This window comes from Xanthomonas sp. JAI131 (assembly GCF_013410075.1).
Classification (GTDB): Bacteria; Pseudomonadota; Gammaproteobacteria; order Xanthomonadales; family Xanthomonadaceae; genus Xanthomonas_A; species Xanthomonas_A bonasiae.
Map to the genome: position 1 here is coordinate 122,462 of NZ_JACCCN010000004.1, position 23,838 is coordinate 146,299.

23 protein-coding genes and 1 riboswitch are annotated in these 23,838 nt (G+C 69.9%); of the genes, 8 read left to right on the top strand and 15 right to left on the bottom strand.

Annotated features, from left to right (window positions below):
* The first annotated feature begins 104 nt into the window (after positions 1 to 104).
* Complete coding sequence (locus HDC36_RS17165) at positions 105 to 2,063, top strand: S8 family peptidase (protein WP_179569720.1); 1,959 nt, start codon at positions 105 to 107, stop codon at positions 2,061 to 2,063.
* 113 nt (positions 2,064 to 2,176) lie between these two features.
* Here the strand turns inward: HDC36_RS17165 and HDC36_RS17170 are convergent, their stop codons facing one another.
* A complete protein-coding gene (locus HDC36_RS17170) occupies positions 2,177 to 3,430 on the bottom strand; it encodes an MFS transporter (protein ID WP_179569722.1) in 1,254 nt (417 codons plus the stop codon).
* A 97-nt stretch (positions 3,431 to 3,527) separates the two neighbouring features.
* Between HDC36_RS17170 and HDC36_RS17175 the strand changes: the two genes are divergently transcribed.
* Positions 3,528 to 4,433, top strand: coding sequence for a LysR family transcriptional regulator (locus tag HDC36_RS17175; protein WP_179569724.1), 906 nt, complete (start codon positions 3,528 to 3,530; stop codon positions 4,431 to 4,433).
* 114 nt (positions 4,434 to 4,547) lie between these two features.
* Here the strand turns inward: HDC36_RS17175 and HDC36_RS17180 are convergent, their stop codons facing one another.
* The 8 genes from HDC36_RS17180 to HDC36_RS17215 form a co-directional block, all read right to left on the bottom strand.
* The gene (locus HDC36_RS17180; RefSeq protein ID WP_179569726.1) at positions 4,548 to 5,216 is read right to left on the bottom strand and encodes a hypothetical protein; all 669 of its coding nucleotides are present in this window, start codon (positions 5,214 to 5,216) and stop codon (positions 4,548 to 4,550) included.
* 187 nt (positions 5,217 to 5,403) lie between these two features.
* The gene (locus HDC36_RS17185) at positions 5,404 to 5,736 is read right to left on the bottom strand and encodes a thioredoxin family protein (RefSeq protein ID WP_003469256.1); all 333 of its coding nucleotides are present in this window, start codon (positions 5,734 to 5,736) and stop codon (positions 5,404 to 5,406) included.
* Positions 5,737 to 5,826: 90 nt separating this feature from the next.
* A complete protein-coding gene (locus HDC36_RS17190; RefSeq protein WP_179569728.1) occupies positions 5,827 to 6,390 on the bottom strand; it encodes a flavodoxin in 564 nt (187 codons plus the stop codon).
* A gap of 94 nt (positions 6,391 to 6,484) precedes the next feature.
* Positions 6,485 to 7,525, bottom strand: a complete 1,041-nt coding sequence (locus tag HDC36_RS17195; RefSeq protein ID WP_179569730.1) for a ribonucleotide-diphosphate reductase subunit beta — start codon at positions 7,523 to 7,525, stop codon at positions 6,485 to 6,487.
* A 126-nt stretch (positions 7,526 to 7,651) separates the two neighbouring features.
* A complete protein-coding gene (locus HDC36_RS17200) occupies positions 7,652 to 10,069 on the bottom strand; it encodes a ribonucleoside-diphosphate reductase subunit alpha (RefSeq protein ID WP_179569732.1) in 2,418 nt (805 codons plus the stop codon).
* 179 nt (positions 10,070 to 10,248) lie between these two features.
* A riboswitch (cobalamin riboswitch) is annotated at positions 10,249 to 10,471 on the bottom strand.
* A 200-nt stretch (positions 10,472 to 10,671) separates the two neighbouring features.
* On the bottom strand, positions 10,672 to 11,529 hold the full coding sequence (locus HDC36_RS17205) for a sterol desaturase family protein (protein ID WP_179569734.1): 858 nt from the start codon (positions 11,527 to 11,529) through the stop codon (positions 10,672 to 10,674).
* A 7-nt stretch (positions 11,530 to 11,536) separates the two neighbouring features.
* Positions 11,537 to 11,833, bottom strand: coding sequence for an EF-hand domain-containing protein (locus HDC36_RS17210; RefSeq protein ID WP_179569736.1), 297 nt, complete (start codon positions 11,831 to 11,833; stop codon positions 11,537 to 11,539).
* Positions 11,834 to 11,949: 116 nt separating this feature from the next.
* Entirely contained in the window at positions 11,950 to 12,477 is a 528-nt protein-coding gene (locus tag HDC36_RS17215; RefSeq protein ID WP_179569738.1) for a hypothetical protein, read from the bottom strand.
* 192 nt (positions 12,478 to 12,669) lie between these two features.
* On the opposite strand from HDC36_RS17215, the gene ompR reads away from it, so the two are divergent.
* The 3 genes from ompR (at position 12,670) to HDC36_RS17230 (ending at position 15,726) form a co-directional block, all read left to right on the top strand.
* Positions 12,670 to 13,392: a two-component system response regulator OmpR gene (ompR, locus tag HDC36_RS17220; protein ID WP_179569746.1), complete on the top strand. Its 723-nt coding sequence runs from the start codon at positions 12,670 to 12,672 to the stop codon at positions 13,390 to 13,392.
* Positions 13,389 to 14,663, top strand: coding sequence for an ATP-binding protein (locus HDC36_RS17225; RefSeq protein WP_179569748.1), 1,275 nt, complete (start codon positions 13,389 to 13,391; stop codon positions 14,661 to 14,663). The genes ompR and HDC36_RS17225 overlap by 4 nt, the downstream gene beginning before the upstream one ends.
* Positions 14,664 to 14,817: 154 nt before the next feature.
* Positions 14,818 to 15,726 (top strand): alpha/beta hydrolase, encoded by a 909-nt coding sequence (locus HDC36_RS17230; protein WP_179569750.1) that lies wholly within the window; start codon positions 14,818 to 14,820, stop codon positions 15,724 to 15,726.
* Between the two features lie 33 nt (positions 15,727 to 15,759).
* Here HDC36_RS17230 and HDC36_RS17235 read toward each other — a convergent pair whose 3' ends face one another.
* Positions 15,760 to 16,530: an NAD-dependent deacylase gene (locus tag HDC36_RS17235; RefSeq protein WP_179569752.1), complete on the bottom strand. Its 771-nt coding sequence runs from the start codon at positions 16,528 to 16,530 to the stop codon at positions 15,760 to 15,762.
* A gap of 180 nt (positions 16,531 to 16,710) precedes the next feature.
* On the opposite strand from HDC36_RS17235, the gene HDC36_RS17240 reads away from it, so the two are divergent.
* Positions 16,711 to 17,022, top strand: a complete 312-nt coding sequence (locus HDC36_RS17240) for a hypothetical protein (RefSeq protein ID WP_179569488.1) — start codon at positions 16,711 to 16,713, stop codon at positions 17,020 to 17,022.
* A 717-nt stretch (positions 17,023 to 17,739) separates the two neighbouring features.
* Here the strand turns inward: HDC36_RS17240 and HDC36_RS17245 are convergent.
* The 4 genes from HDC36_RS17245 to HDC36_RS17260 form a co-directional block, all read right to left on the bottom strand.
* The gene (locus HDC36_RS17245) at positions 17,740 to 18,171 is read right to left on the bottom strand and encodes an organic hydroperoxide resistance protein (protein WP_145703847.1); all 432 of its coding nucleotides are present in this window, start codon (positions 18,169 to 18,171) and stop codon (positions 17,740 to 17,742) included.
* A gap of 111 nt (positions 18,172 to 18,282) precedes the next feature.
* Positions 18,283 to 18,750, bottom strand: coding sequence for a MarR family transcriptional regulator (locus HDC36_RS17250; protein ID WP_179569754.1), 468 nt, complete (start codon positions 18,748 to 18,750; stop codon positions 18,283 to 18,285).
* 348 nt (positions 18,751 to 19,098) lie between these two features.
* A complete protein-coding gene (zapE, locus tag HDC36_RS17255; RefSeq protein WP_179569756.1) occupies positions 19,099 to 20,196 on the bottom strand; it encodes a cell division protein ZapE in 1,098 nt (365 codons plus the stop codon).
* 61 nt (positions 20,197 to 20,257) lie between these two features.
* Positions 20,258 to 20,923, bottom strand: a complete 666-nt coding sequence (locus tag HDC36_RS17260; RefSeq protein ID WP_179569758.1) for an alpha/beta family hydrolase — start codon at positions 20,921 to 20,923, stop codon at positions 20,258 to 20,260.
* Between the two features lie 83 nt (positions 20,924 to 21,006).
* On the opposite strand from HDC36_RS17260, the gene HDC36_RS17265 reads away from it, so the two are divergent.
* Complete coding sequence (locus HDC36_RS17265) at positions 21,007 to 21,870, top strand: EamA/RhaT family transporter (protein ID WP_179569760.1); 864 nt, start codon at positions 21,007 to 21,009, stop codon at positions 21,868 to 21,870.
* A 187-nt stretch (positions 21,871 to 22,057) separates the two neighbouring features.
* Here HDC36_RS17265 and HDC36_RS17270 read toward each other — a convergent pair whose 3' ends face one another.
* Positions 22,058 to 23,383 carry a GTP-binding protein gene (locus HDC36_RS17270; protein WP_179569762.1) on the bottom strand — a complete coding sequence of 442 codons (1,326 nt, stop codon included), beginning with the start codon at positions 23,381 to 23,383 and terminating at the stop codon, positions 22,058 to 22,060.
* A gap of 63 nt (positions 23,384 to 23,446) precedes the next feature.
* Between HDC36_RS17270 and HDC36_RS17275 the strand changes: the two genes are divergently transcribed.
* On the top strand, positions 23,447 to 23,821 hold the full coding sequence (locus HDC36_RS17275) for a MerC domain-containing protein (RefSeq protein WP_179569764.1): 375 nt from the start codon (positions 23,447 to 23,449) through the stop codon (positions 23,819 to 23,821).
* Positions 23,822 to 23,838 lie beyond the last annotated feature (17 nt).

A 23,838-nucleotide genomic window follows, 5' to 3' on the forward strand; every position in this document is an offset into this window, starting at 1 on the left:
GGCGCGCCGGGCGCGCCGGCCGCCCCCCCCACGCACCGTTTTCCGCCGGCCTGCCGCACTGCGCGGCCGGCGCTCCTCATCACCCTCCTCGTAGAGAGACACACATGACCACCGTCCCGTCGCTTCCCCGCAGCCTGCTGGCCCTGTCGCTGAGCCTGGCGCTCGCCTCCACCGCCCACGCGCAGACCGCGCCGCGCTTCTCCGTCCTGCAGAGCGCCACGCCCGGCCAGTCCAAGGTCTACGACGGCCTGATCGTGACCTACCGCGACGGCAGCAGCGAGCGCCGCGACGCCAGCGCCGCCGCGAGCAGGCTCAGGCAGATCATGGCCGCGCCGAGCACCACGTCGACCTGGTCCAGCACCTATCGGCAGAGTGCGCCGGCGCTGAGCCGGGTGCGCCGGCTCGCCATCGGCGCCGATCTGGTGCGCCCCAACCGCGCACTGAGCCAATCGCAGCTGGAGACGCTGATGACCAGTCTGCGCGCCGATCCGGCGGTGGCGCACGTCGAACCGAACCTGATCCTCAAGCCGGTGCGCAGCACCGTCCAGGCCAGCGCCAGCGCAGTCGCCGCGCCCAACGATCCAGGCTACGTGGTGCAGTGGCACCTGCGCACGCCCGACGGCCACCTGGAGACGCTGGCGCCGGAGACCACCGGCTACGCCAACCGCGGCGGTATCGACCTGCTGCCGGCCTGGCAGTACGGCACCGGCCAGGGTGTGGTGGTCGCGGTGATCGACACCGGCATCACCGCGCATCCGGACCTGGATACCTCGCTGGCCAGCGCCGGCTACGACTTCATCAGCGACGCACTGATGTCCGGCCGCGCCAGCAACGGACGCGTGCCCGGCGGTTGGGACACCGGCGACTGGACCACCGACGACAAGTATCTGACCGCCAACGGCGGCTGCGCGCAGCCGGACGAGCAGACCGACAGTTCCTGGCACGGTACCCACGTCGCCGGCACCATCGCGATGCGGACCAACAATGGCCTGGGCATGGCCGGCATCGCCCCGGACGCCAGGATCCTGCCGATCCGCGCGCTGGGCCACTGCGGCGGCAGTACCGCCGACATCGCCGACGCCATCGTCTGGGCCTCTGGCGGCCACGTCGACGGCGTGCCGGACAACCCGAACCCGGCCGAGGTGATCAACATGAGCCTGGGCGGCTACGGCAGCTGCACGGAGGACGCGGTCACCGCCCAGGCCATCGCCGGCGCGATCGCACGCGGCACCCTGGTGGTGGTGGCCGCCGGCAACAGCAACGCCGACGCGGCGGCGTTCACGCCGGCCAGTTGCCCGGGGGTGATCAACGTGGCCGCCACCGGCATCACCGGCGGCCGCGCCTCGTATTCCAACTACGGCAACACCATCACCCTGTCCGCGCCCGGCGGCGGCGTGTATGCCAACGATGCGTCCAGCGGCAGCGGCTCGGTGCGCACCGGCCTGGTCTGGTCGACCCTCAACAGCGGCGCACATGGCCCCGACCAGCCGGTCTACGCCGGCTACGCCGGCACGTCGATGGCCTCGCCGCACGTGGCCGGCGTGGCCGCGCTGGCGATCAGCGCGGCGATCGGCGCAGGCCGGCCGATGCCCTCGATCTCGCAGCTGCGCGACATCCTGACCCAGACCTCCAACGTGTTCCCGGTCAAGCCGACCCTGCGCATCGGTGCCGGCATCCTCAACGCCGGCAAAGCGGTGGCGCGCGCCGCCGGCGCCAGCGGCGGCGGCGACGAAGCCACCGCAGTCGGCATCGGGCCGGGCACGCTGGGCAAGCTGTCCGCGGCCGCAGGCCAGGGCACGCTGTATCGGCTGGACCTGCCGCTCAACGCGCGCAACCTGCAGATCCGAACGCTGGGTGGCAGCGGTCAGCTCAAGCTCTACGTGCGCGCCATCCGCGCGCCCAGCGCCGACGGCAGCGATGCCGACTACAGTTCGGTGCGCAGCGGCACCACGCAGAACGTGCAGATGGCGCTACCGGTGTCCGGCAGCTATTTCATCCGCCCGGTCGGCGGCAGCGGCGGCTATGCCAACGTGAGCCTGTCGGTGACCTACTCGGTGCAATGACGCGCCGATGATGCCGGGAGTGGGGAAATGGGAATCGGGAGTCGGAAAACACGGGCAATCGCCTTTGCTCTGTTCTACCGATTCCCTATTCCCCACTCCCCATTCCCCATCCGCTATTCGCCGCGCGGCGGATGCGGGCCGAAGCGGCCGTACGGACGGCTGTCGTCGGCGCCGCGGCGCAATACCTGCGCGGCCACCAGGGCGATGCCCAGCAACAGCAGGCAGCAAGCGGCCAGCGCGTTCCAGCCGCCGTGTTGCCAGGCCGCGCCGCTGAGCGACCCGATCAGGCTGGCGCCGCTGTAGTAGGCGAGCAGGTACAGCGACGCGGCATGGCCCTTGTTGCGCCCGCCGAGGCGGCCGACCCAGGCGCTGGCGGCCGAGTGCGCGATGAAGAAGCCGATGGTCAGCAGCACGATGCCGGCGATGACCACCGCCAGCACGTGCGCGATGGTCAGCGCCACGCCCAGCGCCGCCACCGCGATGCCGGCCAGCACCACCGGGCCGCGGCCGAAGCGGTCCGACGCGGCACCGGCCACCGACGAGGACACGATGCCGAACACGTAAGCGCTGAAGATCATCCCGAGCTGGCTCTGGCTGAGCCCGAATTCCGGCCCGCCCAGACGGAAACCGGCGTAGTTGTAGACGCTGACGAACACGCCCATCGCCAGGAACGGGATCGCGAACAGCCACGGCAGGTAGCGGTCGCGCAGATGCCCGCCCCAGGCCTGCAGATGGAAACCCAGGTTGATGCCGCGGCGGCGCACGAAATGCCGCGAGGGCGGCAGCAGCAGCACGAAGCCGACCGCGGCCAGCAGGTCGATCGCGGAGACCGCCGCCAGTGCGGTACGCCAGTCGAAATGATCGGTGAGCACGCTCATGCCGATGCGCCCGACCATGCCGCCGAACGCGTTGCCGGCCACGTACAGACCGGTGGCCGCGCCGAGCTTGGCCGCCGGCACTTCCTCGGCCAGATACACCATCGCCACCGCCGGCACGCCGCCCAGGGCGACGCCGGACAGCGCGCGCACCACGACCAGCGCGCCCCAATGCGGCAGGCACGCGGCGAGCAGGTTGAGCAGCGCCGCCAACGCGATCGACACGAACATCAGCCCGCGCCGGCCAAGGTTCTCCGACACCGCGCCGGCGCAGAAGATCGCGATCGCCAGGCCGCCGGTGGCCAGCGACAGCGGCAGCGAACTGGTCGCCGCGTCGACCCCGAATTCGCGCGCGAATGCCGGCAGCAACGGCTGCACGCTGTACAGCAGCGAGAAGGTGGCGAAACCGGCCAGGAACAGCGCCAGGCGGATGCGCAACAGCGGCGCGTCCGCCACGGCCTGTAGCGGCGGGCATTGGCTGGAAGTGGTCACGACGGCGCGGCAACGAACAAGGGCGGCCAGTATTTGCCTGCGTCGATCCGGTGTCCAATATATGATCCAGGCATTCTCCATATCTTCTGGATATGACATGGAACTGCGCCATCTGCGCTATTTCCTGGCCGTCGCCGAGGCCGGGCATTTCACCCGCGCCGCGGCGCAGCTGGGCATCCAGCAGCCGCCGCTGAGCCAGCAGATCCGCGCGCTGGAACAGGAACTGGGCACGCCGCTGTTCGTGCGCACCCCGCGCGGCGCGGACCTCACCGAGGCCGGGCGCGCGTTCCGGGTCGAGGCCAGGCGCGTGCTCGCCGACCTGGAACGCGCCGGCGACGCCGCCCGCCGTGCCGCGCGCGGCGAGAGCGGCGTGCTGCGGCTGGGCTTCACCGCCTCGGCCGCGTTCAACCCGATTGTGCCGACGCTGGTGCGCAACTTTCGCCGCGCCTGGCCGGCGGTGGCGCTGGCGCTGGAGGAAACCAACACCGCCGGCCTGCTTGCCGCGCTGGTGCAGGGGCGCCTGGATGCGGCCTTCATCCGCTACAGCGTGGTCACGCCGCCCGAGCTGCAGTTGCTGAAGTTTCCCGACGAGCCGATGAAGATCGCGGTGCCGGCCGCGCACCGCCTGGCCAGGCACCGGCGCGCGCCGCTGTCGGCGCTGGCCGGCGAACCGTTCATCCTGTTCCCGCGCAGCTTCGGCACCAGCCTGTACGACGAGATCCTCGAGGCCTGCCGCCAGTCCGGCTTCGAATTGCAGATCAAGCAGGAAGCGCCGCAGATGTCGTCGATCGTGAACCTGGTCGCCGCCGAACTGGGCGTCTCGGTGGTGCCGGCCTCGACCACCCAGGTGCAGTTGCCCGGCGTGCGCTACCTGGACATCGAAGGCCGCGTGCCGATGGCGCGGCTGGCGCTGGCGGCGCTGCCGGCCACCGCACAGGCGCTGCCGGTGGTGCGCCATCTGTGGCAACTGGCGCAGGCGCATGCGGCGGGGAAGCGCGGGTAGCACCGCACCTTCCTGGGTCCCACATGTAGGAGCGGCTTCAGCCGCGACAGGCCTTCTCGGTAACGCCTGTCGCGGCTGAAGCCGCTCCTACAGGTGCAGCGTGGGCCGACGGGCTCAACGCGACACCACGTCCCATCCCGCCGCGTCGCGCAACACCTGGCCGCAGTGCACGCCTTCGACGACCACCCGCACGCCCTGCGCGAACGGCAGCTGGCGTTGCTCGGGGAACCAGCGCCGCTGCGCATCGACCACGATCAACAGGCCTTCGTGATCGCCGAGCGGCGCGAATACATCGGATACCGGCATGAACGGCGGCAGCCCCATCCGCTCCTGCGCCGCGGCGGCAACCGCGGGCACCTGCGCGCTGGGCAACCCGATCTCGCTGATGCACAGCAGCTCGGCCGCGGAGAACGCGCCGTCGGCGACGGCGTGCGCCGGCAGCGGCTTGCGCGCGATCAACTCCAGCACCGCGCCGTCGGGTCCGGCGAAATACACCGACTGCGATTGCCACGCCGCGTCGAGCGCGAAGCGCGATTCGCCCAGCGGATCGCGCAGCAACGGCACGCGCTGGGACAGCCAGCCGCAGGCGGCGTCGAAGCGAGTCGAGGGGATGTTGAACGCAAGATGCACGCTGCCGACATCGGCGTTGGCGGCCACCAGATCGAGCAGGCTCCAGCCGATGCGCACCTGGGTGGCCGCGGCGGGGAGTTGCAGGACGTCGCGATAGAAAGCGGTACTTGCCGCAGGATCGCTGGCGGGCAGGCTCAGTTGGGTGATACGCATGGTGGCTCCTTGTGCGGGAGCCTGCATTGGACGACCTCAAGCGCAGTTGAGGTCAAGTACGGCGCGTAGCGCGTGGGATGTTTGCGCGGACCTGCTCCTGTAGGAGCGACTTCAGCCGCGACAGGACCTCCGGGTAGAACCTGTCGCGGCTGAAGCCGCTCCTACAGGAGAGCCTTGCCGCTGGCGCTCAGCCCAGATGCGCGCGCACCGCTTCGTCGATCTTCGCCGGCGGCACGAAGCCCGGCACCCGCGCCACTTCCTCGCCCTGGCGGAACAGCATCAGCGTCGGCGTCTGGCGCAGGCCCTGGGCGCGGAAAAAGTCCTCGCCCACGTCCTCCATCTTCACCTTGAGCAAGGTCACGCCCTGCGCGCTGTCGCTCTCGGCGAAGCGCTCCAGCGACTTGTCGAGCATGCGGCAGCCGGGGCAGTTGTCCTTGTTGAAATCGGCCAGCACGCGCGGATGCGCGGCGATGGCGTCGGCGAACTGTTCGGCGGTGGCGACGGTGATGGTGGTGAACATGGTGCGGAACCTTGTCTGATGTCGGAGGATGCCTGGCGCGGGATGTCCCGACGCCGGCGATGCCAGCAAAACGAATGGACCAATGCGGCGTCAACCGCTGCCGTGCAGCGGCAACGCCGTCGAGGCGAACCCGGCCGCGCTGCCGAACGCGGGTTCGGCGGCGGTCGCCACGGGCGCGGCGCCGGCCGGCAGCGCACGCGCGGCGCGCAGCGCCAGCACCTGCGCGCACCAGGCGTCGATCGCGGCGTTGTCGCGGTCGCCGTGCGGCATCTGCTCGATCTCCAGCAACGGGTAGGCGCTGCCGAAGAAACGCGCGATGCGCTTGACCGCGCCGCAGTAGTACTCCAGTCCCCACTGCGTCTCGCCGGTGCCGAACGCGGCGACCTCCACATCCTTGCCGGCCGCCTCGACCAGTTCGGCGATGTAGCGCTTCATCTCCGCCGGAGTACGCCCGGCGTTGTCGCTCCAGCTGCCGAGCAGGTGCAGGTCGAAGTCCGCCGCGCGCGCGGCGTCGCCGAGCGCGCCGTGCAGGGTCTGCAGGTCGGTATGGATCCAGGTCACCTGGTGCCCCGCGGCCTCGCACTGCGCATGCACGCGACGGGCGACGTCGCGGGTGTTGCCGCTGAGCGAAGCGTAGGCGAGCAGGATGTTCATGAGGCGGGGATTGGGGATTGGGGATTCGGGATTCGTCAGAGCACGGGGATTTGCTGTTGCCAATCCCCAATCACGAATCCCCAATCCCGGCCCCTCACAGATCGTCGAAGCCGTTGTCCGAGTTGGTCTTCTTGTAGCTGGCGTTGCGCATCTCGAAGAAGTCGGTCTTGGTCTCGGTGAAGTTGTCCGCGTAGGCCTTGATCCACGGCATCACGTTGTCGCTGGCGTCGGTGTACAGCTTCTCGATGCCGAGCATGCCGGACATCTTGTTGGCGCGGTACTTCACGTACTGGATCATCTCGTCCACGTCGATGCCCTCGATGCCGTCCAGCACTTCGGCGGACCACTCGGTCTCCAGCCGGATCGCGTGCTCGAACGCCTGGTGCACGTAGTCGGTCAGCTCGTTGGTCTGCAGCTCGGCGTTCTCGCCGATGATCGCGCGGATCAGCTCGCTGATGAACTTGGTATGCGCCAGCTCGTCGCGGTTGATGAAGCTGATGATCTTGCCGGTGCCGGTCATGCGGTTCTGCCGCACCAGGTTGTAGAAATACGCGAAGCCGGAATAGAAGTTGATGCCTTCCAGGATCGAGGACTGGATCAGCGAACGCAGCAGGGTCTCTGCGGTCTTCTCGCGCATGAAGTCGTCGTAGGCCTGCATGATCGGCTGGTTGCGCGCGATGATGGTCGGGTGCGTCCGCGCGATCTCGAACACGCGGTTCTGGTCGGCCAGCCCGGCGATGGAGGCCAGTACGTAGGAATAGCTCTCGTTGTGGATCACCTCCTGCTGGCCGATGATCGCCGCGTTGGCGTGCGCGGCCGGGTCGGTGATGTATTCGGCGACGTTGTAGATGAAGCGCGTCTGCGGCGAATCCAGCGTGGCCAGCAGGCCGATGATCGAGTCGTAGGCGTTCTTCTCGCGCGCCGACAGTTCGCCGTACTGCTTGGCGTCGCCCTTCATGTCCACCTCGTCGGGGATCCAGAAGTTGGTCGACAGCTCCTTGTACGCGCGATAGAACGACGGGTACGGGATGTCGTTCCAGTTGAGGATGCCGCTGGTGGTGCCGTTGATGATCCCGGTGGAACGGTTGGGATGCATCGGTTCGAGGATTTTGATGCGGTCGAGCGCGATGGCCATGGGTCGGATTCGGTAGTGGGGTGAAGCGCGCCGGCAGGCGGCGCGGCGATGCGGGAGCGGCGCACCACGCGCATGGCGTTCCCAGTGGGAAGCCATGCGCGCGCAGGCGCCGCTACGGGGTGGCGATCAGCTCGAGCACCACTCGCATTCGCTGATGTCGATGTCGTTGGAGCGCACGTAGTAGGTGGTCTTCAGGCCTTCCTTCCACGCGGTCATGTGCAGGTCGAGCAGGGTGCTGGCGCGAATGGTGCTGGGCACGTAGAAGTTGAAGCTGATCGACTGGTCGACATGGCGCTGGCGGCGCGCGTTCTGGCGCACGCTGGCGAACTGGTCGACCCGGTAGGCGCCCTTCTCGTAGTACGGATAGGTGTCCACGGTCAGGCCCGGCGCCACCACCGGACGGCGGAAGTCCTTCTTCTCTTCGTAGTAGAACGCGCTGTAGATCGGGTCGATCGAGGCGGTGGAGCCGGCGATCTGCGCGGTGCTCATGTTCGGCGCCACCGCGATCATCCAGGCGTTGCGCACGCCGTTGATGCTGACCTGCGCGGCCAGTTCCTGCCACTCGGCGCTGTCGTAGCCGCGCTTGCTGAAGTACTCGCCGTTCTGCCAGTCGCTGCCCTTGAACACCTTGTACGCGCCCTTCTCCTTGGCCAGCGCCAGGCTCGCCTGGATGGTCAGGTAGTTGATGCGTTCGTACAGCTCATCGCAGTAGTCCTCGGCCTGCCTGGAGTTCCACTCGATGCCCTTCTGCGCCAGCAGATGGTGCCAGCCGAAGGTGCCCAGGCCGATCGCGCGGTACTTCTGGTTGGTGATCGTGGCCTGCGGCACCGGCAGGTCGTTGAGGTCGATCACGTTGTCGAGCATGCGCACCTGCACCCTGATCAGCCGCTCCAGCACGTCCGGCGACAGCAGGTCCGGCTGCGCGGTGACCGCGCGGCCCAGGTTCACCGAGGACAGGTTGCACACGACGAAGTCGCCGGCCTGCTTGGTGGTCACGATCTGGTCGCCGCTGATCATCTCCTGGATGACCCGCGTCGGGCTCATGTTCTGCAGGATCTCGGTGCACAGGTTGCTGGAATAGACCATGCCCTGGTGCTTGTTCGGGTTCATGCGATTGACTTCGTCGCGATAGAACATGAACGGGTTGCCGGTCTCCAGCTGGCTGACCATGATCCGCTTGAGCATGTCGATGGCCTTGACCACCTTGCGGCCGATGCGCTCGTCGGCCACCACTTCCTCGTAGCGGGCGCGGAAGCTGCCTTCGCCGCGCTTCTCGTCGAAGAAGTCCTGCAGGTACCAGCCCTTGACCTCCTTCACCTCGTGCGGGTCGAACAGGTACCACTCGCCGCGGCGCTCCACCGCTTCCATGAAGATGTCCGGCACGCACACCGCGGTGAACACGTCGTGCGCGCGCAGGCGCTGGTCGCCGTTGTTCAGGCGCAGGTCCAGGAACGCCTCGATGTCGCGGTGCCAGATGTCCAGGTACACGGCGATGGCGCCCTTGCGCTGGCCGAGCTGGTCCACCGACACGGCGGTGTTGTTGAGCTGCTTGATCCACGGCACCACGCCGCCGCTGGAGTTCTTGACCCCGCGGATCGCCGAGCCGGACGAACGCACGTAGCCCAGGTAGGCGCCGACGCCGCCGCCGTGCTTGGACACGCGCGCCACGTCGGTGTTGGAGTCGTAGATGCCCTGCAGGCTGTCGTCGACGGTGTCGATGAAGCAGCTCGACAGCTGCCCGCCGATCTTGCCGGCGTTGGCCAGGGTCGGCGTGGCCACGGTCATGTACAGGTTGGACAGCGCCCAGTAGGCCTCGCCGACCAGCTGCATGCGCCGCTCGCGCGGCTTCTCGTCCTGCATCAGGTACAGCGCGATGGTCAGCCAGCGCTCCTGCGGCAGTTCGTAGACCTTGCGCGAGTTGTCGGTGGCCAGGTAGCGCGTGGCCAGCAGGTACAGGCCGTTGTAGGCGAACAGCTTGTCGCGCTCCGGGTCGATCATCCGGCCGGCTTCGGCCAGCTCGTCCTTGGAGTAGTTCTTGAGGATGTCGATCGAGTACACGCCGCGGTCGGCCAGGCTTTCCTGCAGGCCGACGTAGGAGCCGTACTTCTCGCCGGCATCGTAGAAACGGTTCTTGCTGGCGCGCTTGTACAGGCGGTGCAGGTACAGGCGCGCGGCGAAGTACTCCCACTCCGGCGTGGCGATGTCCACGCGCGACTCGGCCTCGCGGATCAGGTAGTCGACCATCTCGTCGGCCGACAGGCTTTCCTTCTTCTCGACGAAGGCGAACGCCTTGCGCTCGTAGTCGGCCACGTCCAGCTGCGGGAACTCGGCATGGATCCGGTCCAGGGTGCGCTGCAGGCGCGAGCGGTCGAAGGCCATGCGGCGGTTGCCGCCGTCCTTGACGATCCAGGTCACGGCGCGCTGGTCGTTGCTCGGCTCGCTGGCGGCCGCATCGGGCTGCGCGGCAGCGGCGGCGGCAGGCGTGGGGTCGACATCGGCGGTGTCGAGGGGGGCTGCGGCCGGCAGGCTGTGGGTCTGGCTCATGAAGGTCTCCAAGCGTGGTGCACCCGGCTGCCTGACCCTCGCAGGCAACGGTCCGACCGGATCAGCAGGGTGGAGACGCGGTGTCGCAGAGACCGCGACGGCGCAGGCGCGAGCCTGCGGGCGGTCAACGCTTCACCGACCATCTCCCCCCGGAGATTCAACGGTCGGCGCCGCGCTGTGTGCATCGCGCGGCTGTCGGCAGGTCTTCGGGCTTATGGGCGACGGCCGATGGCCGGTTCCTAGCCCGTCGCTTCCCAAGGCAGGGCGCCTCAGTGCGGGTGACGGGTTCGTTCCCAATTACCGCTGCGGGGCAGCGCCGGCCTGAGCGCTCGCGCGCCGCACCGGCTTCCCTTTTGATCCCGCAGCCTGGTGGCTGCTGGAACCGACCACCACAAGATAGTGGGGTCCCCGGGCGTCGTCAACGCTAAATGTAGTCACAAAACCGAAAACCCAAGCGGGGCAACCATTTGCTGTGGCGAGGCCGCACATCCCTGCAGCGGGGCGCCGGAGCGGGCCTGGAAACGGCCGTAGCGCCCATGCCGCAAGGGCCTCGGCGACCCCGTCGGCGGCTGGCCGGGCGCGGCCGGCCACGCCGATCTGCGCTAACTGCGCGGGGCGTCGGTCGGCGCGTCGGTCACCGCTGCCCCGGGCGGGCCGAACAGCACCCGCAGGCGCTGCCGCCAGCCGCGGGCGCGGCGCAGGTCGCGCAGCAGCGGCGGCCAGGCATGGAAGGCGATCGTCACCGGGTTGTGGCTGCGCAGCGGCGTCGTCAGCCCATAGCGTGGCGGCACCCCGGGCCGCTGGGCGCGGACGCTGCCGAACAGCCGGTCGAACACGATCAGCACCCCGCCGTAGTTGCAGTCCAGGTATTCGGGATTGCTGGCGTGGTGCACGCGGTGGTGCGCCGGCGTGTTGAACACCCATTCGAGCGGCCGCGGCAGGCGTCCGATCAGCTCGGTATGCAGCCAGAACTGGTAGAACAGGTTCGCCGCCAGCGCGCCGAGCACGTAAGGCACCGGGAAGCCCAGCCACACCAACGGCGCGAAGCACACTGCCGCGCCGGTGAGCTTGCCGGTCCAGCCCAGCCGGTAGGCATTGGCCAGGGTGTACTGCTGGGGAGAGTGATGCACCGCGTGGTTGAGCCAGAACCAGCGCACCCGATGATCGGCGCGGTGCATCCAGTAGTAGCAAAACTCCTGGCCCACGAACAACGCCAGCCAGTGCCAGGGCCGGTCCATCGCGACCGTCGCCACCCGCAGCGGCCAGACCGCGTACAGCAGCGCGCCGACCACACCGCCCTGCAGCAGCAGGCCCAGCGCGGCGCGGCCGAGCGCATCGCCGAGCGAGGCCCAGTAGGCCTTCCAGTCGTAGCGACGACCGCGCCTGCGCCAGACCCAGGCCTCCAGCGCGGCGACCGTGGCCAGCAACGACAACACCAGCAGTGGCAACCAGGGGCGCATCGCCGGCTCAGGGTTCGCGCTGCTTGGCCTGTTGCATGGCCTGCATGGCCGCGCGCAGCTCGTCCGGCGACAACTGGCCGTCGCGGTTGCCGTCGAGCGCATCGAAGCGCTTGGCGATGCGCGGCAGCGACGCATCGGCCTCGCTGCGGCTGATCAGACCGTCGCCGTTGGCGTCGGCCGCCTTCAGCCGCTGCTGCAGCTGTTGTTTGTGTGCGGCGGTCGGCGCGGTTGGCGTGGTCTGGGCGGCGGCGGTGCCGGCCAACAGCAGGCTGCACAGCGCTCCACAGGCAATGACAAGCTTCATGGCGATCCTCGGGAAACGGAAATAGAGGGGAAACAAAGGCGTTGCGGCGCAGGCTGCGCCGCAACGGGAGACGATGGGCGCCGCGGGCGTGCGGTCGCCGCGCCCGCGGCTCGTGGTCACGGGCGGCAGGCCACGACCTCGCCGGCAGCATTGGTGCAGGTGCCGGTGTGGCTGACGCTGCCGCCGGCGGCCGTGGTCGAGCCCTGGTAGCTGGCGCCGTTGGCGGCGGTGGCGCTGGTCTGGCGGCTGCCGGTGACGCTGCCGTCGGCGCTCTTGGCGACGCTGCCGCTGCTGCTGGCGCTGCCGCCGTTGGCGCCGCTGACGCTGGCGCTGCCCTGGCGGCCGGCGCTGCCGTCGGCGTTGCGGTAGAAGGCGCCCTGGCGCGTGGCCGAACCGCCGTTGACGCCGCTGGCGGTGCCACCGCTAGTGCCCGACGCGTTGCCCTGGCCATCGGCCTGCCACTGGCGCGCCCGCGCCCGGCTGCCGTTGGCGCCGCTGACGCTGGCATTCACCGCGGCACTGCGGGCACCGTCCACATGGCTGGCGGTGCGGGTGCGGGTGCGTTCGCGCGCCTGCGCGTCGGTCGCCGCCAGGGCGGTCAGACCGCCCACGGCCAGGGTGAGCAGCAAGATCGAACTGTGCATCGAGGTTTTCATCGTGTCCTCTCCGGATAGGCAGCGGGTGGCTGCGGTGGAGCCACGGTAGGCCGCCTGCGGGCGCAAGGTGTTGCGGTGTGACCAGCGGATGTTTCTGCGGGCGGCGGCGGAAACATCCGCTTACAAAGTCCGCACGGCGGGCGTTGCCGGGCGACCGTGGCGCAGCCGATAGTGGCGTCCATGAACGACGCCCCTGCCCGCCTGCTCCTGGTCGACGACGACGAACGCCTGCGCGAACTGCTGCGCCGCTATCTGGAAAGCCAGGACTTCTCGGTGAAGGCGGTGGCCGACGGCGCCCAGCTGCAGCAGGCGCTTGCGCGCGGCCATTACGACCTGGTGGTGCTGGACCTGATGCTGCCCGGCGAGAGCGGCCTGGAGATCTGCCGGCGCCTGCGCGGCCAGGGCGACACCACGCCGATCGTGATGCTCACCGCCAAGGGCGACGAGGTCGACCGCATCGTCGGCCTGGAGATCGGCGCCGACGACTACCTGCCCAAGCCGGTGAACCCGCGCGAGCTGCTGGCGCGGATCCGCGCGGTGCTGCGCCGCACGCGCCCGGCCGGCGCCGGCGCGCCGCAACCGGACGGCGGCGAGATCGGCTTCGGCCGCTTCCGCCTGCACCTGGGCCGGCGCGAACTGAGCTGCGACGGGCAGCCGCTGAAGCTGACCACCGCCGAGTTCGCGGTGCTGTCGGTGCTGCTGCGGCATCCGCAGCAGCCGCTCAGCCGCGACCGCCTGATGAGCCTGGCGCACGGCCGCGAGCACGACGCCTTCGCGCGCAGCATCGACGTCACCGTGGCGCGGCTGCGCAAGCTGCTCGAGGACGACGCACGCACGCCGCGGCTGATCCAGACCGTGTGGGGCATCGGCTACGTGTACGTGCCGCCGGAGACTGCGCCATGAGCCGCACCCGCCACGTCGGCGATGGCTGGCCGCGCAGCCTGTTCGGGCAGCTGGCGCTGGTGATCGCGCTGGTACTGGCCGGGGCCGGCCTGCTGGCGCTGCTGCTTGGCCGCGAACTGGCGCTGCGCCCGGCCGCGCAGCAACTGCTGCGGGCGATGGACGGCTTCGCCAACGTCGCCGAGGCGCTGCAGCGCTCGCCGTCGGCGGCGGCGCTGGAGCCGGCGCTGCGCGAGGCCGGGCTGCAGGTCCGGCATGCGCCGCCGCCGGTGGTGGATGCGCGCAGCGGGCCGCTGGCCGACGAACTGCAACGGCGCGCGGCGGACCAGCTCGGCCCAGGCCGCGAGCTGCGCCGCGGCGACGGCGACGGCGCGGTGTGGCTGAAGCTCGCCACCCCCGATCCGCTGTGGGTGTCGTTCGCCGGCGAGCGCCGCGGCCACGGCGTACGCCGCTTCTCGGTGGCGTTGCTGGCCGCCTGCGCGCTGCTGGTGTGGCTGGCGGCGGCCTATTTCGCGCGGCGCCTGGTGCTGCCGCTGCGGCAGCTGGCGCAGGCGGCGCCGCATCTGGTGCGCGGCGACGGCGCCGTGCCGGTGGTCAGCGGCGGCCCGCGCGAAGTGAACGACCTGGCACGGGCGCTGACCGACGCCAGCGCCGACGTGCGCACCGCCGCGGCCGAACGCACGCTGATGCTGGCCGGCATCTCGCACGACGTGCGCACGCCGCTGACCCGCCTGCAGTACGCGCTGGCGCTGCTGCCGCAGGTGGAGCCGGAACTGCGCGAGGGGATGGAACGCGACATCGGCGAGATCGATGCGATCCTGGCGCAGTTCATCGCCTATGCCCGCGACGGCCGCGACGAGGCCAGCGCGCCGCTGGACCTGGTCGAACTGTGCCGGCATGCGCTGGGCGCGGCGCAGGCGGCCTGGGACGTCGACCTGCCGGCGCAGGCGCCGCTGTACGCCAAGCCGATGGCGCTGCAGCGCGCGCTCGGCAACCTGATCGGCAATGCCGAGCGCCACGGTGCCGCACCGTTCCAGTTGCGCCTGGCGCGCGACGGCGACGGCTGGCGGATCGAAGTGCGCGATCACGGCCCGGGGCTGGATCCGGCGCTGGCCGCAAACGCGCAGCAGCCGTTCGTGCATGGCGGCCACGGCGGCAGCGGATTGGGCCTGGCGATCGTCGAGCGCGTCGCCCGCCAGCACCATGGCGAACTGCGCCTGGACAACGCCGCGCCGCACGGATTGCGCGCCACGCTGCGGGTGCGCGAGGCATGAGCGCCGGCACCGCGGCGACGGCGCAGACAGCCATGCGCACCGCGGCAGCCGCTGCGCCCGCGGACGCACGGCATCGCGTTCGCGCCGGAAACGGATCGCTGCCACGCCCCCTCCCCCTTCCCTTCCCCGCCGCCGCCCTCCAAGGACTCCGCCAATGACTTCGCTCGCCCGCACCCTGCTCGGCGTCTCGCTGCTGCTGACCGCGCTATCCGCGGCAACGCTGCAAGCGCAGGATGGCGGCCTGCGCGAACGGCTGCGCGCGCGGCTGGCGCAGTCGGCCGCCGCGCCGCGCGCGCCGCTGCCCGAGGGAGCGCGCGTGCTGCGCGATGTCGCCTACGGCGCCGATCCGGCGCAACGCTTCGATGTCTACCTGCCCGCCAATGCGCGCAACGCGCCGCTGATCGTGATGGTGCACGGCGGCGGCTGGGCCAACGGCGACAAGGACAATCCCGGGGTCGCCGCCAACAAGGTCGCGCACTGGCTGCCGCAGGGCTACGCGCTGGTGTCGGTGAACTACCGCCTGCTGCCGCAGGCCACGCCGCTGCAGCAGGCCGGCGATGTCGCCCTCGCGGTGGCCAAGGTGCAGGCGCTGGCCGCCGGCTGGGGCGCCGATGGAGCACGGATGGTGTTGATGGGGCACTCGGCCGGCGCGCACCTGGTGGCGCTGCTGGACCTGTCGCCGACGCTGCTGGCGCAGGCCGGCGCGCACGCGCCGCTGGCCACCGTGGCGCTGGACAGCGCCGCGATGGACGTGGAGCAGGTGATGCAGGCGCGGCACCTGCCGCTGTACGACCGCGCCTTCGGCAGCCAGCGCAGCGACTGGATCGCCGCCTCGCCGTATCACCAGATGGGCACCGCCGCGCCGCCGCTGCTGGCGGTGTGCTCCAGCCGCCGCGCCGATGCCTGCGCGCAGGCCCGGCACCTGGCCGACAAGGCGGCGGCGCGGCGGATCCGCGTCGAGGTGCTACCGCAGGACCGCAGCCACGCCGAGATCAACCACGACCTGGGCCTGCCCTCGGCCTATACCGACGCGGTGGACGCGTTCCTGCGTACGTTGCGCTGAGCGCTTGCGGGCGCGGATCGCCTGCGCCTGGCTTCAGCCCGCCCGCCAGCGCTGCAACAACAGCGGCAAGGCCACTGCCGCGCTGTCGCGCCAGTGCAGGTCGGCGCGTGCGGACAGCGCGCTGGGCTCGGGGTTGATCTCGACCACGTAGGCGCCGCGCTCCTTGGCGCGCAGCGGCAGCCCGGCCGCCGGATAGACCAGGCCGGAGCTGCCGATCACCAGCACCAGGTCAGCCGCATCGGCGGCGCTCTCGGCGCGCGCCCAGTCGGCGGCCGGCAGCGCCTCGCCGAACCACACCACGCCCGGGCGCACCGCGCCGCCGCAGGCCGCGCACACCGGCGGGGTCAGACGCTGTGTCGGGGCCTGCACGTCGATCGGCGGCAGCAGGCCGTGCCAGGCCTGGCCGCAGTCGCCGCAGCGCAACGCCGACAGCCGCCCATGCACATGCGCGGCGACCTCGCTGCCGGCGCGCTGGTGCAGGTCGTCCACATTCTGGGTCGCCAGGGTGGTGCTCTTCAGTCCGGCCAGGCGCACCAGCGCGTGGTGTCCGGCATGCGGCTGCGCCTGGGCGACGATCGCCATGCGCCAGCGATACCAGCCCCAGACCAGCGCCGGGTCCGCCCGCCACGCTTCCTCGGTGGCCAGCTGCTGCGGATCGAAGCGCGCCCACAGGCTGTCGTCCTGGCCACGGAAGGTCGGCACGCCGCTTTCGGCGGACATGCCCGCACCGGTGAGGACCAGCAGGCGGCGCGCGCCCTGGATGAAGGCGGCAACGGTATCGGCGTTGTAGGCGGAGCTGAGCATGGCGCACACAAAGGTGATGGTCTTCGCACTATTACATTGACCCAGTTCCACCTCAATCTGCAGCACAGCAATGCCGCCGCGGCTGTGGATACGACACAAGTTTCGAGACGAAGGCGATGCGATCGCTGTCGCCATGACATGCGACCGACTGCCGTCGGTGCGGTCGTGTCGTCATCGTAATTGCGTGAGGCGTTGCTGTGGCTGTGGCTGTGGCTGTTGCTGTGGCTTTTGACCTACCGGTTCCCTTCCGAAGCGGCGGCCATGGCGGGGAAAAACCCCGAAGGGGCGGCGCACAAGGATGTGCGCCGTTCGCGGCAGGGGCAGGATGCCCCTTCCGCGAATCCCCGGTATGGACGCGGACCCGGAGCGCGCAGCGCTGAGGGCGCTAGGCAGGGCGCGCTTTCTTTTGGTTACTTTTCTTTGCGCGAGCAAAGAAAAGTGACTCGCCGCAAGGCGAAAGCCTTTGCCTTGGTTCTGGCATTGAGATTTTGAAGCTTTAGAGCTTGAAGCTTTGAAGCAAGAGCAAGAGCTTCCGCTGGCGCGGGTCACTTTTCTTTGCTTGTGCAAAGAAAAGTAACCAAAAGAAAGCACACCCCGCAGCGCGCCCTCCGCGCTGCGCGCTCCGGGTCCGCAGCCCCGACGGGCATTTTTCGATGGCACATCCATGTGCCAACGAAAAACGTCGCGCATCCTGCGCGCCGCCCTTCGGGTATTCGCCCGCCGGGGCTGCCGCGCTGAGGGGACCCGGTAGATCAAAAGCAAAGCAAAAGCGACAGCAACAGCAGAAGCGGAAGCAGAAACAACAGCCGAGCTGGTAGACACGATCGATGGAACGGCCAGTGACCGCAGCGCATGCAATGCGGAGCTATCGCGCTCGCTCAGTTACGGAGTACTCCGAATCGGATCAGTTTCCGGCTCGTTCAACGCCGCCGGCAGCCCCAGTCCCAGCATCCCACCGCGTCTGCACCGCATCTCGCTACTGTCACCACACAGCCGCGCGCTCGTGTGGCACGGATGGCCCTGCTGTTCGAATTGTTCGCGGATCGGCGTCTTGAAAGCCGTTTCGTTCTCGGCCGACCAACTGCCGGCCTTGCTCTCGATGCCGTCGCGTCGCGTACGGCACGGTGGCTCGGACCACTGCCGTATGGCAGACAGCAAAAAACCCCGCCGCGCAGTCGCGCGACGGGGTCTTCGGACCAGCCGCATCGATCAGTCGAGGACGACCAGATTCACGTCGATGTTGCCGCGGGTCGCGTTGGAGTACGGGCAGACCTGGTGCGCCTTGTCGACCAGCGCCTGCAGCTCCTCGCGCGGCATGCCCGGCACCGCGATGCGCAGTTCCACCGCGATGCCGAAGCCGCCCGGGATCTGGCCGATGCCGACGCTGCCTTCGATGCTGACCTCGCCCGGCAGCTTCTGCTTGTCCTGCGCCGCCACCGCCTTCATCGCGCCGATGAAGCAGGCCGAATAGCCGGCCGCGAACAGCTGCTCCGGATTGGTGCCGTCGCCGCCGGCGCCGCCCAGCTCGCGCGGGGTGGACAGCTTCACGTCCAGCGCCTTGTCGGAAGACACGGCGCGGCCTTCGCGGCCGCCGGTCGCGGTGGCGTGGGCGGTGTAGAGGATCTTTTCGGGTGAGGCCATGGTGGTTGCTCCTGGTGAGGCGCGTCGCGCCGGTTGATTGACAGCTATTTAATAGCACACTATTTAATTAACGGAACGTCATGGACCTGTGTCGGCTCCGTGGCAACGGCATCAGCCGCCGCCCAGGTTGCCGCGCAAGGTTTCCAGTTGCTGCTTGAGCTGGCGCAGGTCCTGCAGCGAGCACGCCGCCGCGCAGAACACCTGCTCGGGCACCGTGCCGGCCTTGTTGCGCAAGGCGCGGCCGGCCGCGGTCAGGCGCACCACGACCTGGCGTTCGTCGTCGGCCGAGCGTTCGCGCGTGACCAGGCCGCCGGCCTGCAGGCGCTTCAACAGCGGCGTCAGCGTGGCCGAATCCAGGAACAGCCGCTCGCCGATCGCCCCGACCGTGCGTGCGTCTTCTTCCCACAGCACCAGCATCACCAGGTACTGCGGATAGGTCAGGTCCAGCGCCTTCAGCAGACCGCGATAGAGCTTGTGCATCGCCAGGTTGGCCGAGTACAGCGCGAAGCACAGTTGCTGATCCAACTGCAGGGCCGCGTCGCGGCTGGGGATCTCGGCAGGGGTGCGCTTCTTCGGCATGGGCGCAATTTACATAGCGCGCTATTTAATTGCAAGCACTTTTTCAATCGGACAGGTCGGACATGCGCCGTTTGGTTCGTTGCGGCTGTCGGCCCAGGCAGGAATGCGACGTCTGCCGGCCGCATTGCTTCGTTCGTCGCGGCTGAAGCCGCTCCTACAGAAGCCGCGGCAGACTCACCGGGTGCACTGTAGGAGCGGCTTCAGCCGCGACGAACGCAAGCGGCAAGCGTTCCGTGTGCGCCACAGTTTCGCGGCCGAGGACCCGCGTCAACGTACGTGGGTTTCCAGGAGAAGGCCTGGCGAGAAAACGGCATGCCGCTCTCTCGCCGAGGCCATCGCCTCGCCCCCTCAGGCGCGGTGCGCGGTGGCCAGGTACTCGGCGCTCTGCATCTCGATCAGGCGCGAGGCGGTGCGCTCGAACGCGCCGGCCAGGCGCTCGCCGCTGTACAGCTGCGGCGGCGGATCCTGCGCGGTGCAGACCAGGTTGACCTGGCGGTCGTACAGTTCGTCGATCAGGTTGACGAACCGCCGCGCCGCGTCTTCGTTCATGCGGTCGAAGTGCGGGATGCCGCCGAGCAGCACGGTGTTGAACTCGCGCGCGATCTCGATGTAGTCGGCCGGCCCGCGCGGGCCTTCGCACAGCGCGGCGAAATCGAACCAGGCGATGCTCTTGCCGCGGCCGCGCACCGGGATCTTGCGCGCCTCGATGACGATGTTGCCGCTGCGCGCGGCTTCGTTGCCGCTGAGCTCGCCCCAGCGCCCGTCCAGCCACGCGTCGGACTGCGCGTCCAGCGGCGCGCGGTACACCGGCGAGCGGGTCAGCGCGCGCATGCGGTAGTCCTCGGTGCCCTCGGCGTACAGCTCCACGCAGTACTTCTGCAGCAGCGCGATCGCCGGCAGGAAGCTCTCGCGCTGCAGGCCGTTGAGGTACAGGTTCTGCGGCGCGGTGTTGGAAGTGGTGACCAGGGTCACGCCCTCGGCGAACAGGCGCTCCAGCAACCGCGCCAGCAGCATCGCATCGCCGATGTCGGTGACGAAGAATTCGTCCAGCACCAGCACGCGCAATTGCGTGCGCCATTCCTGCGCGATCTTGGCCAGCGGATCGCTCTGCCCGGCATGCTCGCGCAGGCGCTCGTGCACGCCGCGCATGAAACGGTGGAAGTGGGTGCGGTACTTCTGCTCGATCGGCAGGCCGTCGTAGAACAGATCGACCAGGAAGGTCTTGCCGCGGCCCACGCCGCCCCAGAAATACAGGCCGCGCACCGGCTCGGGCTTTTTCCAGAACGCGGCCAGGCGATCCAGCCAGCCATCCTGGTCGCTGTCCACGATCGCGGCGTGGATGCGGTCCAGCTCGGCCAGCGCGGTGTGCTGCGCCGGATCGTCGCGCCAGTCGCCGCGCGCCACGCCGGCGGCGTAGCGTTGCGAAGGCGTGTCTGCGGCGCTCATCGGCGCGCGCCCGCGCAGCGCCCTGCCTGCGGCCATGCGGCCGCCTGTCGACGCACCGCGCTCACGCCTGTTGCGCCGGCAGCCATGCCTTGACCCCGTGCTGCAAGGCGCCGCGCAGGTCGATCAGCTTGCGGTGGAAGAAATGGCTGGTGTCGGGCATGCGCACCAGTTCGGGCTGCTGCTCCAGCGTCTCCAGCCAGTCGTACACGGCCTGCGGATCGACGATCTCGTCGGCGTCGCCCTGGATCACCAGCCACTGCGGCGGCGGTTCCATACCGGCGAAATCCCAGCGCCCGGCCGGCGGCGCGATCGACACCAGCGCCTGCGGCTGCAGCGCGGCGCTGGCGCGCAGCGTCACGTAGGCGCCGAAGCTGAAGCCGGCCAGCCACAGCGCATCGTGCGGGCGCTGCGCGCGCACCCAGGCGGCCACCGCCGCCAGGTCCTGCTGCTCGCCGTCGCCGTGGTCGAAACTGCCGGCGGAGGCGCCGACACTGCGGAAGTTGAAACGCACCACGTGCACGCCGAGTTCGCGCAGCGCGCGCGCGACCATCGTCACCACCTTGTTGTGCATGGTGCCGCCCTCGGTGGACAGCGGGTGGCAGACGATCGCGGTGACCGGCACGGCGGCCACCGCGGCATCGGGCAGATCGACCGCGGCCTCGAGCGGGCCGGCGGGGCCGTCCAGCGTCAAGGCGCCGGATTCGGTAGGGAAAGCGGGAGAGGTCATGCGCTCATAATACCGGTGCTGGGTGCAGGCCACATGCCGGCCATGCGCACGCAGCGTTCTCTCCCCCGACCGGATCCCTGTGCGTGGCGTTCGTTCTTCTGAGTGTGATGTGCAGTGTGCTGGTCTCGGCGCTGCTGAAGCTGGCGCCGCGGCGGCGTATCGACCTGGCCCAGGCCGTGACCTGGAACTATCTGGCGGCGGCGCTGCTGTGCGCGGCGGTGCTGCAACCGCCGCTGGCCACCCTGCGCAGCGCGCAGGCGCCATGGGCGGCGCTGCTCGGCCTGTCGGTGCTATTGCCAGCGCTGTTCCTGGTGCTGGGCCGCGCGGTGGCGCTGGCCGGCATCGTGCGCACCGACGCGGCGCAGCGGCTGTCGCTGCTGCTGTCGCTGGCGGCCGCGTTCGCGCTGTTCGGCGAGCGCGCCAACGGCTACAAGCTGGCCGGGCTGGCGCTGGGCCTGCTGGCCATCGCCGGCATCGTGCACCGGCCCGCAGCGGCACCGGCCGGCGCCGCGCGCGCCGCGCCGTGGCTGCTGCTGGTGTGGGCCGGCTTCGCCCTGATCGACGTGTCGCTCAAGCGCATCGCCCAGGCCGGCACGCCGTTCGCCGCCTCGCTGCTGGTCGCCTTCGCGATCGCCTTCGTGCTGCTGCTGGGGGTGCAGCTGTGGCGGCACCTGCGCGGCAGCGCGCCGCTGGCCTGGCGCAACCTCGGCGCCGGGCTGCTGCTGGGCGCGCTCAACTTCGGCAACATCGCCTTCTACGTGCGCGCGCACCAGGCGCTGCCGGACAGCCCGGCGGTGGTGTTCGCGGCGATGAACCTGGGCGTGATCGTGCTGGGCGCGCTGCTCGGTGTGCTGGCCTTCGGCGAGAAGACCAGTGCCTGGAACCGGGCGGGACTGGGGCTGGCGTTGCTGGCGATCGTGCTGATCGCGGTGGGTGCGCGCGGTTAGTGGGGCCGTGGGCGGCGTGGGCTTCTGTCGCGGCTGAAGCCGCTCCTACAGTGCGCCCTTCAAGCACCCGGATCCGTGTAGGAGCGGCTTCAGCCGCGACGAACGAAGCGCGGAGGCCTCCCTGTGCAGATGGCTTGTGGCCAATGAACAGGCCAGCGCACCAGAAACACGGGCCTTCCCTGCAGCCTCAGCGCCGCCACAGCGGGAACGGATCGGCCAGCGCCTGCCAGGCCAGCGGCCCGCGCCGCAGTTCCGCGTCGTCGAGCAGGCAGGCGTTGAGTTCGGCGCGCACCCGCGCCTCGTCCAGATCGACGCCGATCACCGCCAGCTCCTGGCGGCGGTCGCCCCACAGCGGGTGCCACAGCGCGCGCAGCGCCGCGTATTCGCGCGCATCGCCCACTTCCTCGGCACGCGGCGGCGGCGCGCTCCAGCACGCGCTGTGCTGCCGCTGCCAGCCCAGCTCGGTGTAGGGCAACGGCTGCGGCGGCAATGGCAGCGGCGCATCCAGCAAGCCCTGTTCGACGCGTTCGCGCGCGGCGTACCAGAAGCCGGCGGCCTGGGTCTGGGTGGCCGCGCCGGCAATGGATAGCTCGCCGACCCAGTCCATGCGGCTGGCCAGCCAGAAGAAGCCCTTGCTGCGGACCACGTCACGCAGGCCGCGCTGCGCGAGCCGCGCGAAACGCAAGGGATGGAACGGACGCTGTGCGCGGTAGACGAAGCTGCCGATGCCGAACTGCTCGGTCTCCGGCACGTGGTCGCCGCGCAGCGCCTGCATCCAGCCCGGCGCCAGCTGCGCGCGCACGAAGTCGAAACGGCCGGTGTCCAGCACCAGGTCCAATGGCACGTCGCCGTGGCTGGCTTCGACGATGCGCGCGTCGCGATTGAGCGCGCGCAGCACCGCGCGGGTACGCGCCACCGTGTCCGCGGTGGCCAGGTCGCATTTGCCGATCACGATCACGTCGGCGAATTCGATCTGCTCCACCAGCAGGTTGACCAGGCCGCGATCGTCGTCGGCGCCGGCCTGCAGGCCGCGCTCGGCCAGCCGTTCGGCCGAGCCGAAATCGCGCAGGAAGCTCACTCCGTCGACCACGGTGAGCATGGTGTCCAGCCGCGCCACGTCGGCCAGGCTGCGGCCGTGTTCGTCGCGCACCGCGAACGTGGCGGCGACCGGCATCGGCTCGGAGATACCGGTGGATTCGATCAGCAGGTAGTCGTAGCGCCCGCTGTCGGCCAGGCGCTGCACCTCCTGGCGCAGGTCCTCGCGCAGCGTGCAGCAGATGCAGCCGTTGCTGAACTCGACCAGGGTCTCTTCGGTGCGGCTGAGCGCGGCGCCGCCGTCGCGGATCAGCGCCGCATCGATGTTGATCTCGCTCATGTCGTTGACGATCACCGCCACGCGGCGGCCGTCGCGGTTGCGCAGCACGCGGTTGAGCAAGGTGGTCTTGCCGGCGCCGAGAAAGCCGGACAGGACGGTGACGGGGAGGCGGCGGTCGAGCACGGCGGACGTTGGCATGGCGGCTTGGACGTGGCGGGAGAAATGTTACTATATAACACTTCAATGCCGGAATCGCCGCCCATGAAATCCCTGCCCCAGCCGTTCTTCGATGCCTCAGCCGTGCTCCTGTCCGGGCTGTGCCTGCTGCACTGCCTGGCGCTGCCGCTGCTGGCCGCGGCCCTGCCGCTGTTCGGCGTGTGGGCGCAGGCCGAATGGGTGCATGGGCTGTTCGTGGCGATCGCGCTGCCGCTGGCCGGACTGGCGCTATGGCGCGCACAGCGGCAGCGTCCGCTGCCATGGCCGCTGTGGACGATGGCCGTGCTGGGCCTGTGCGGCCTGCTGGCCGGCGCGATCGGGTTCCCCAGCGCGCAGGCCGAAACCCCGGTCACCGTGGCCGGCAGCCTGCTGCTGGCGAGCGCGCACGTGTGGAACTGGCGGCGCAGCAGGCACTGTTAGTAGCAGGGATTGGAGAT

Bases quoted from the DNA above. Each gene is read 5' to 3' on its own strand.
- HDC36_RS17165 (WP_179569720.1), top strand. From the start codon at position 105: ATGACCACCGTCCCGTCGCTTCCCCGCAGCCTGCTGGCCCTGTCGCTG.
- HDC36_RS17175 (WP_179569724.1), top strand. From the start codon at position 3,528: ATGGAACTGCGCCATCTGCGCTATTTCCTGGCCGTCGCCGAGGCCGGG.
- HDC36_RS17180 (WP_179569726.1), bottom strand. From the start codon at position 5,216: ATGCGTATCACCCAACTGAGCCTGCCCGCCAGCGATCCTGCGGCAAGT.
- HDC36_RS17185 (WP_003469256.1), bottom strand. From the start codon at position 5,736: ATGTTCACCACCATCACCGTCGCCACCGCCGAACAGTTCGCCGACGCC.
- HDC36_RS17190 (WP_179569728.1), bottom strand. From the start codon at position 6,390: ATGAACATCCTGCTCGCCTACGCTTCGCTCAGCGGCAACACCCGCGAC.
- HDC36_RS17195 (WP_179569730.1), bottom strand. From the start codon at position 7,525: ATGGCCATCGCGCTCGACCGCATCAAAATCCTCGAACCGATGCATCCC.
- HDC36_RS17200 (WP_179569732.1), bottom strand. From the start codon at position 10,069: ATGAGCCAGACCCACAGCCTGCCGGCCGCAGCCCCCCTCGACACCGCC.
- HDC36_RS17205 (WP_179569734.1), bottom strand. From the start codon at position 11,529: ATGCGCCCCTGGTTGCCACTGCTGGTGTTGTCGTTGCTGGCCACGGTC.
- HDC36_RS17210 (WP_179569736.1), bottom strand. From the start codon at position 11,833: ATGAAGCTTGTCATTGCCTGTGGAGCGCTGTGCAGCCTGCTGTTGGCC.
- HDC36_RS17215 (WP_179569738.1), bottom strand. From the start codon at position 12,477: ATGCACAGTTCGATCTTGCTGCTCACCCTGGCCGTGGGCGGTCTGACC.
- ompR (WP_179569746.1), top strand. From the start codon at position 12,670: ATGAACGACGCCCCTGCCCGCCTGCTCCTGGTCGACGACGACGAACGC.
- HDC36_RS17225 (WP_179569748.1), top strand. From the start codon at position 13,389: ATGAGCCGCACCCGCCACGTCGGCGATGGCTGGCCGCGCAGCCTGTTC.
- HDC36_RS17230 (WP_179569750.1), top strand. From the start codon at position 14,818: ATGACTTCGCTCGCCCGCACCCTGCTCGGCGTCTCGCTGCTGCTGACC.
- HDC36_RS17235 (WP_179569752.1), bottom strand. From the start codon at position 16,530: ATGCTCAGCTCCGCCTACAACGCCGATACCGTTGCCGCCTTCATCCAG.
- HDC36_RS17245 (WP_145703847.1), bottom strand. From the start codon at position 18,171: ATGGCCTCACCCGAAAAGATCCTCTACACCGCCCACGCCACCGCGACC.
- HDC36_RS17250 (WP_179569754.1), bottom strand. From the start codon at position 18,750: ATGCCGAAGAAGCGCACCCCTGCCGAGATCCCCAGCCGCGACGCGGCC.
- zapE (WP_179569756.1), bottom strand. From the start codon at position 20,196: ATGAGCGCCGCAGACACGCCTTCGCAACGCTACGCCGCCGGCGTGGCG.
- HDC36_RS17260 (WP_179569758.1), bottom strand. From the start codon at position 20,923: ATGACCTCTCCCGCTTTCCCTACCGAATCCGGCGCCTTGACGCTGGAC.
- HDC36_RS17270 (WP_179569762.1), bottom strand. From the start codon at position 23,383: ATGCCAACGTCCGCCGTGCTCGACCGCCGCCTCCCCGTCACCGTCCTG.
- HDC36_RS17275 (WP_179569764.1), top strand. From the start codon at position 23,447: ATGAAATCCCTGCCCCAGCCGTTCTTCGATGCCTCAGCCGTGCTCCTG.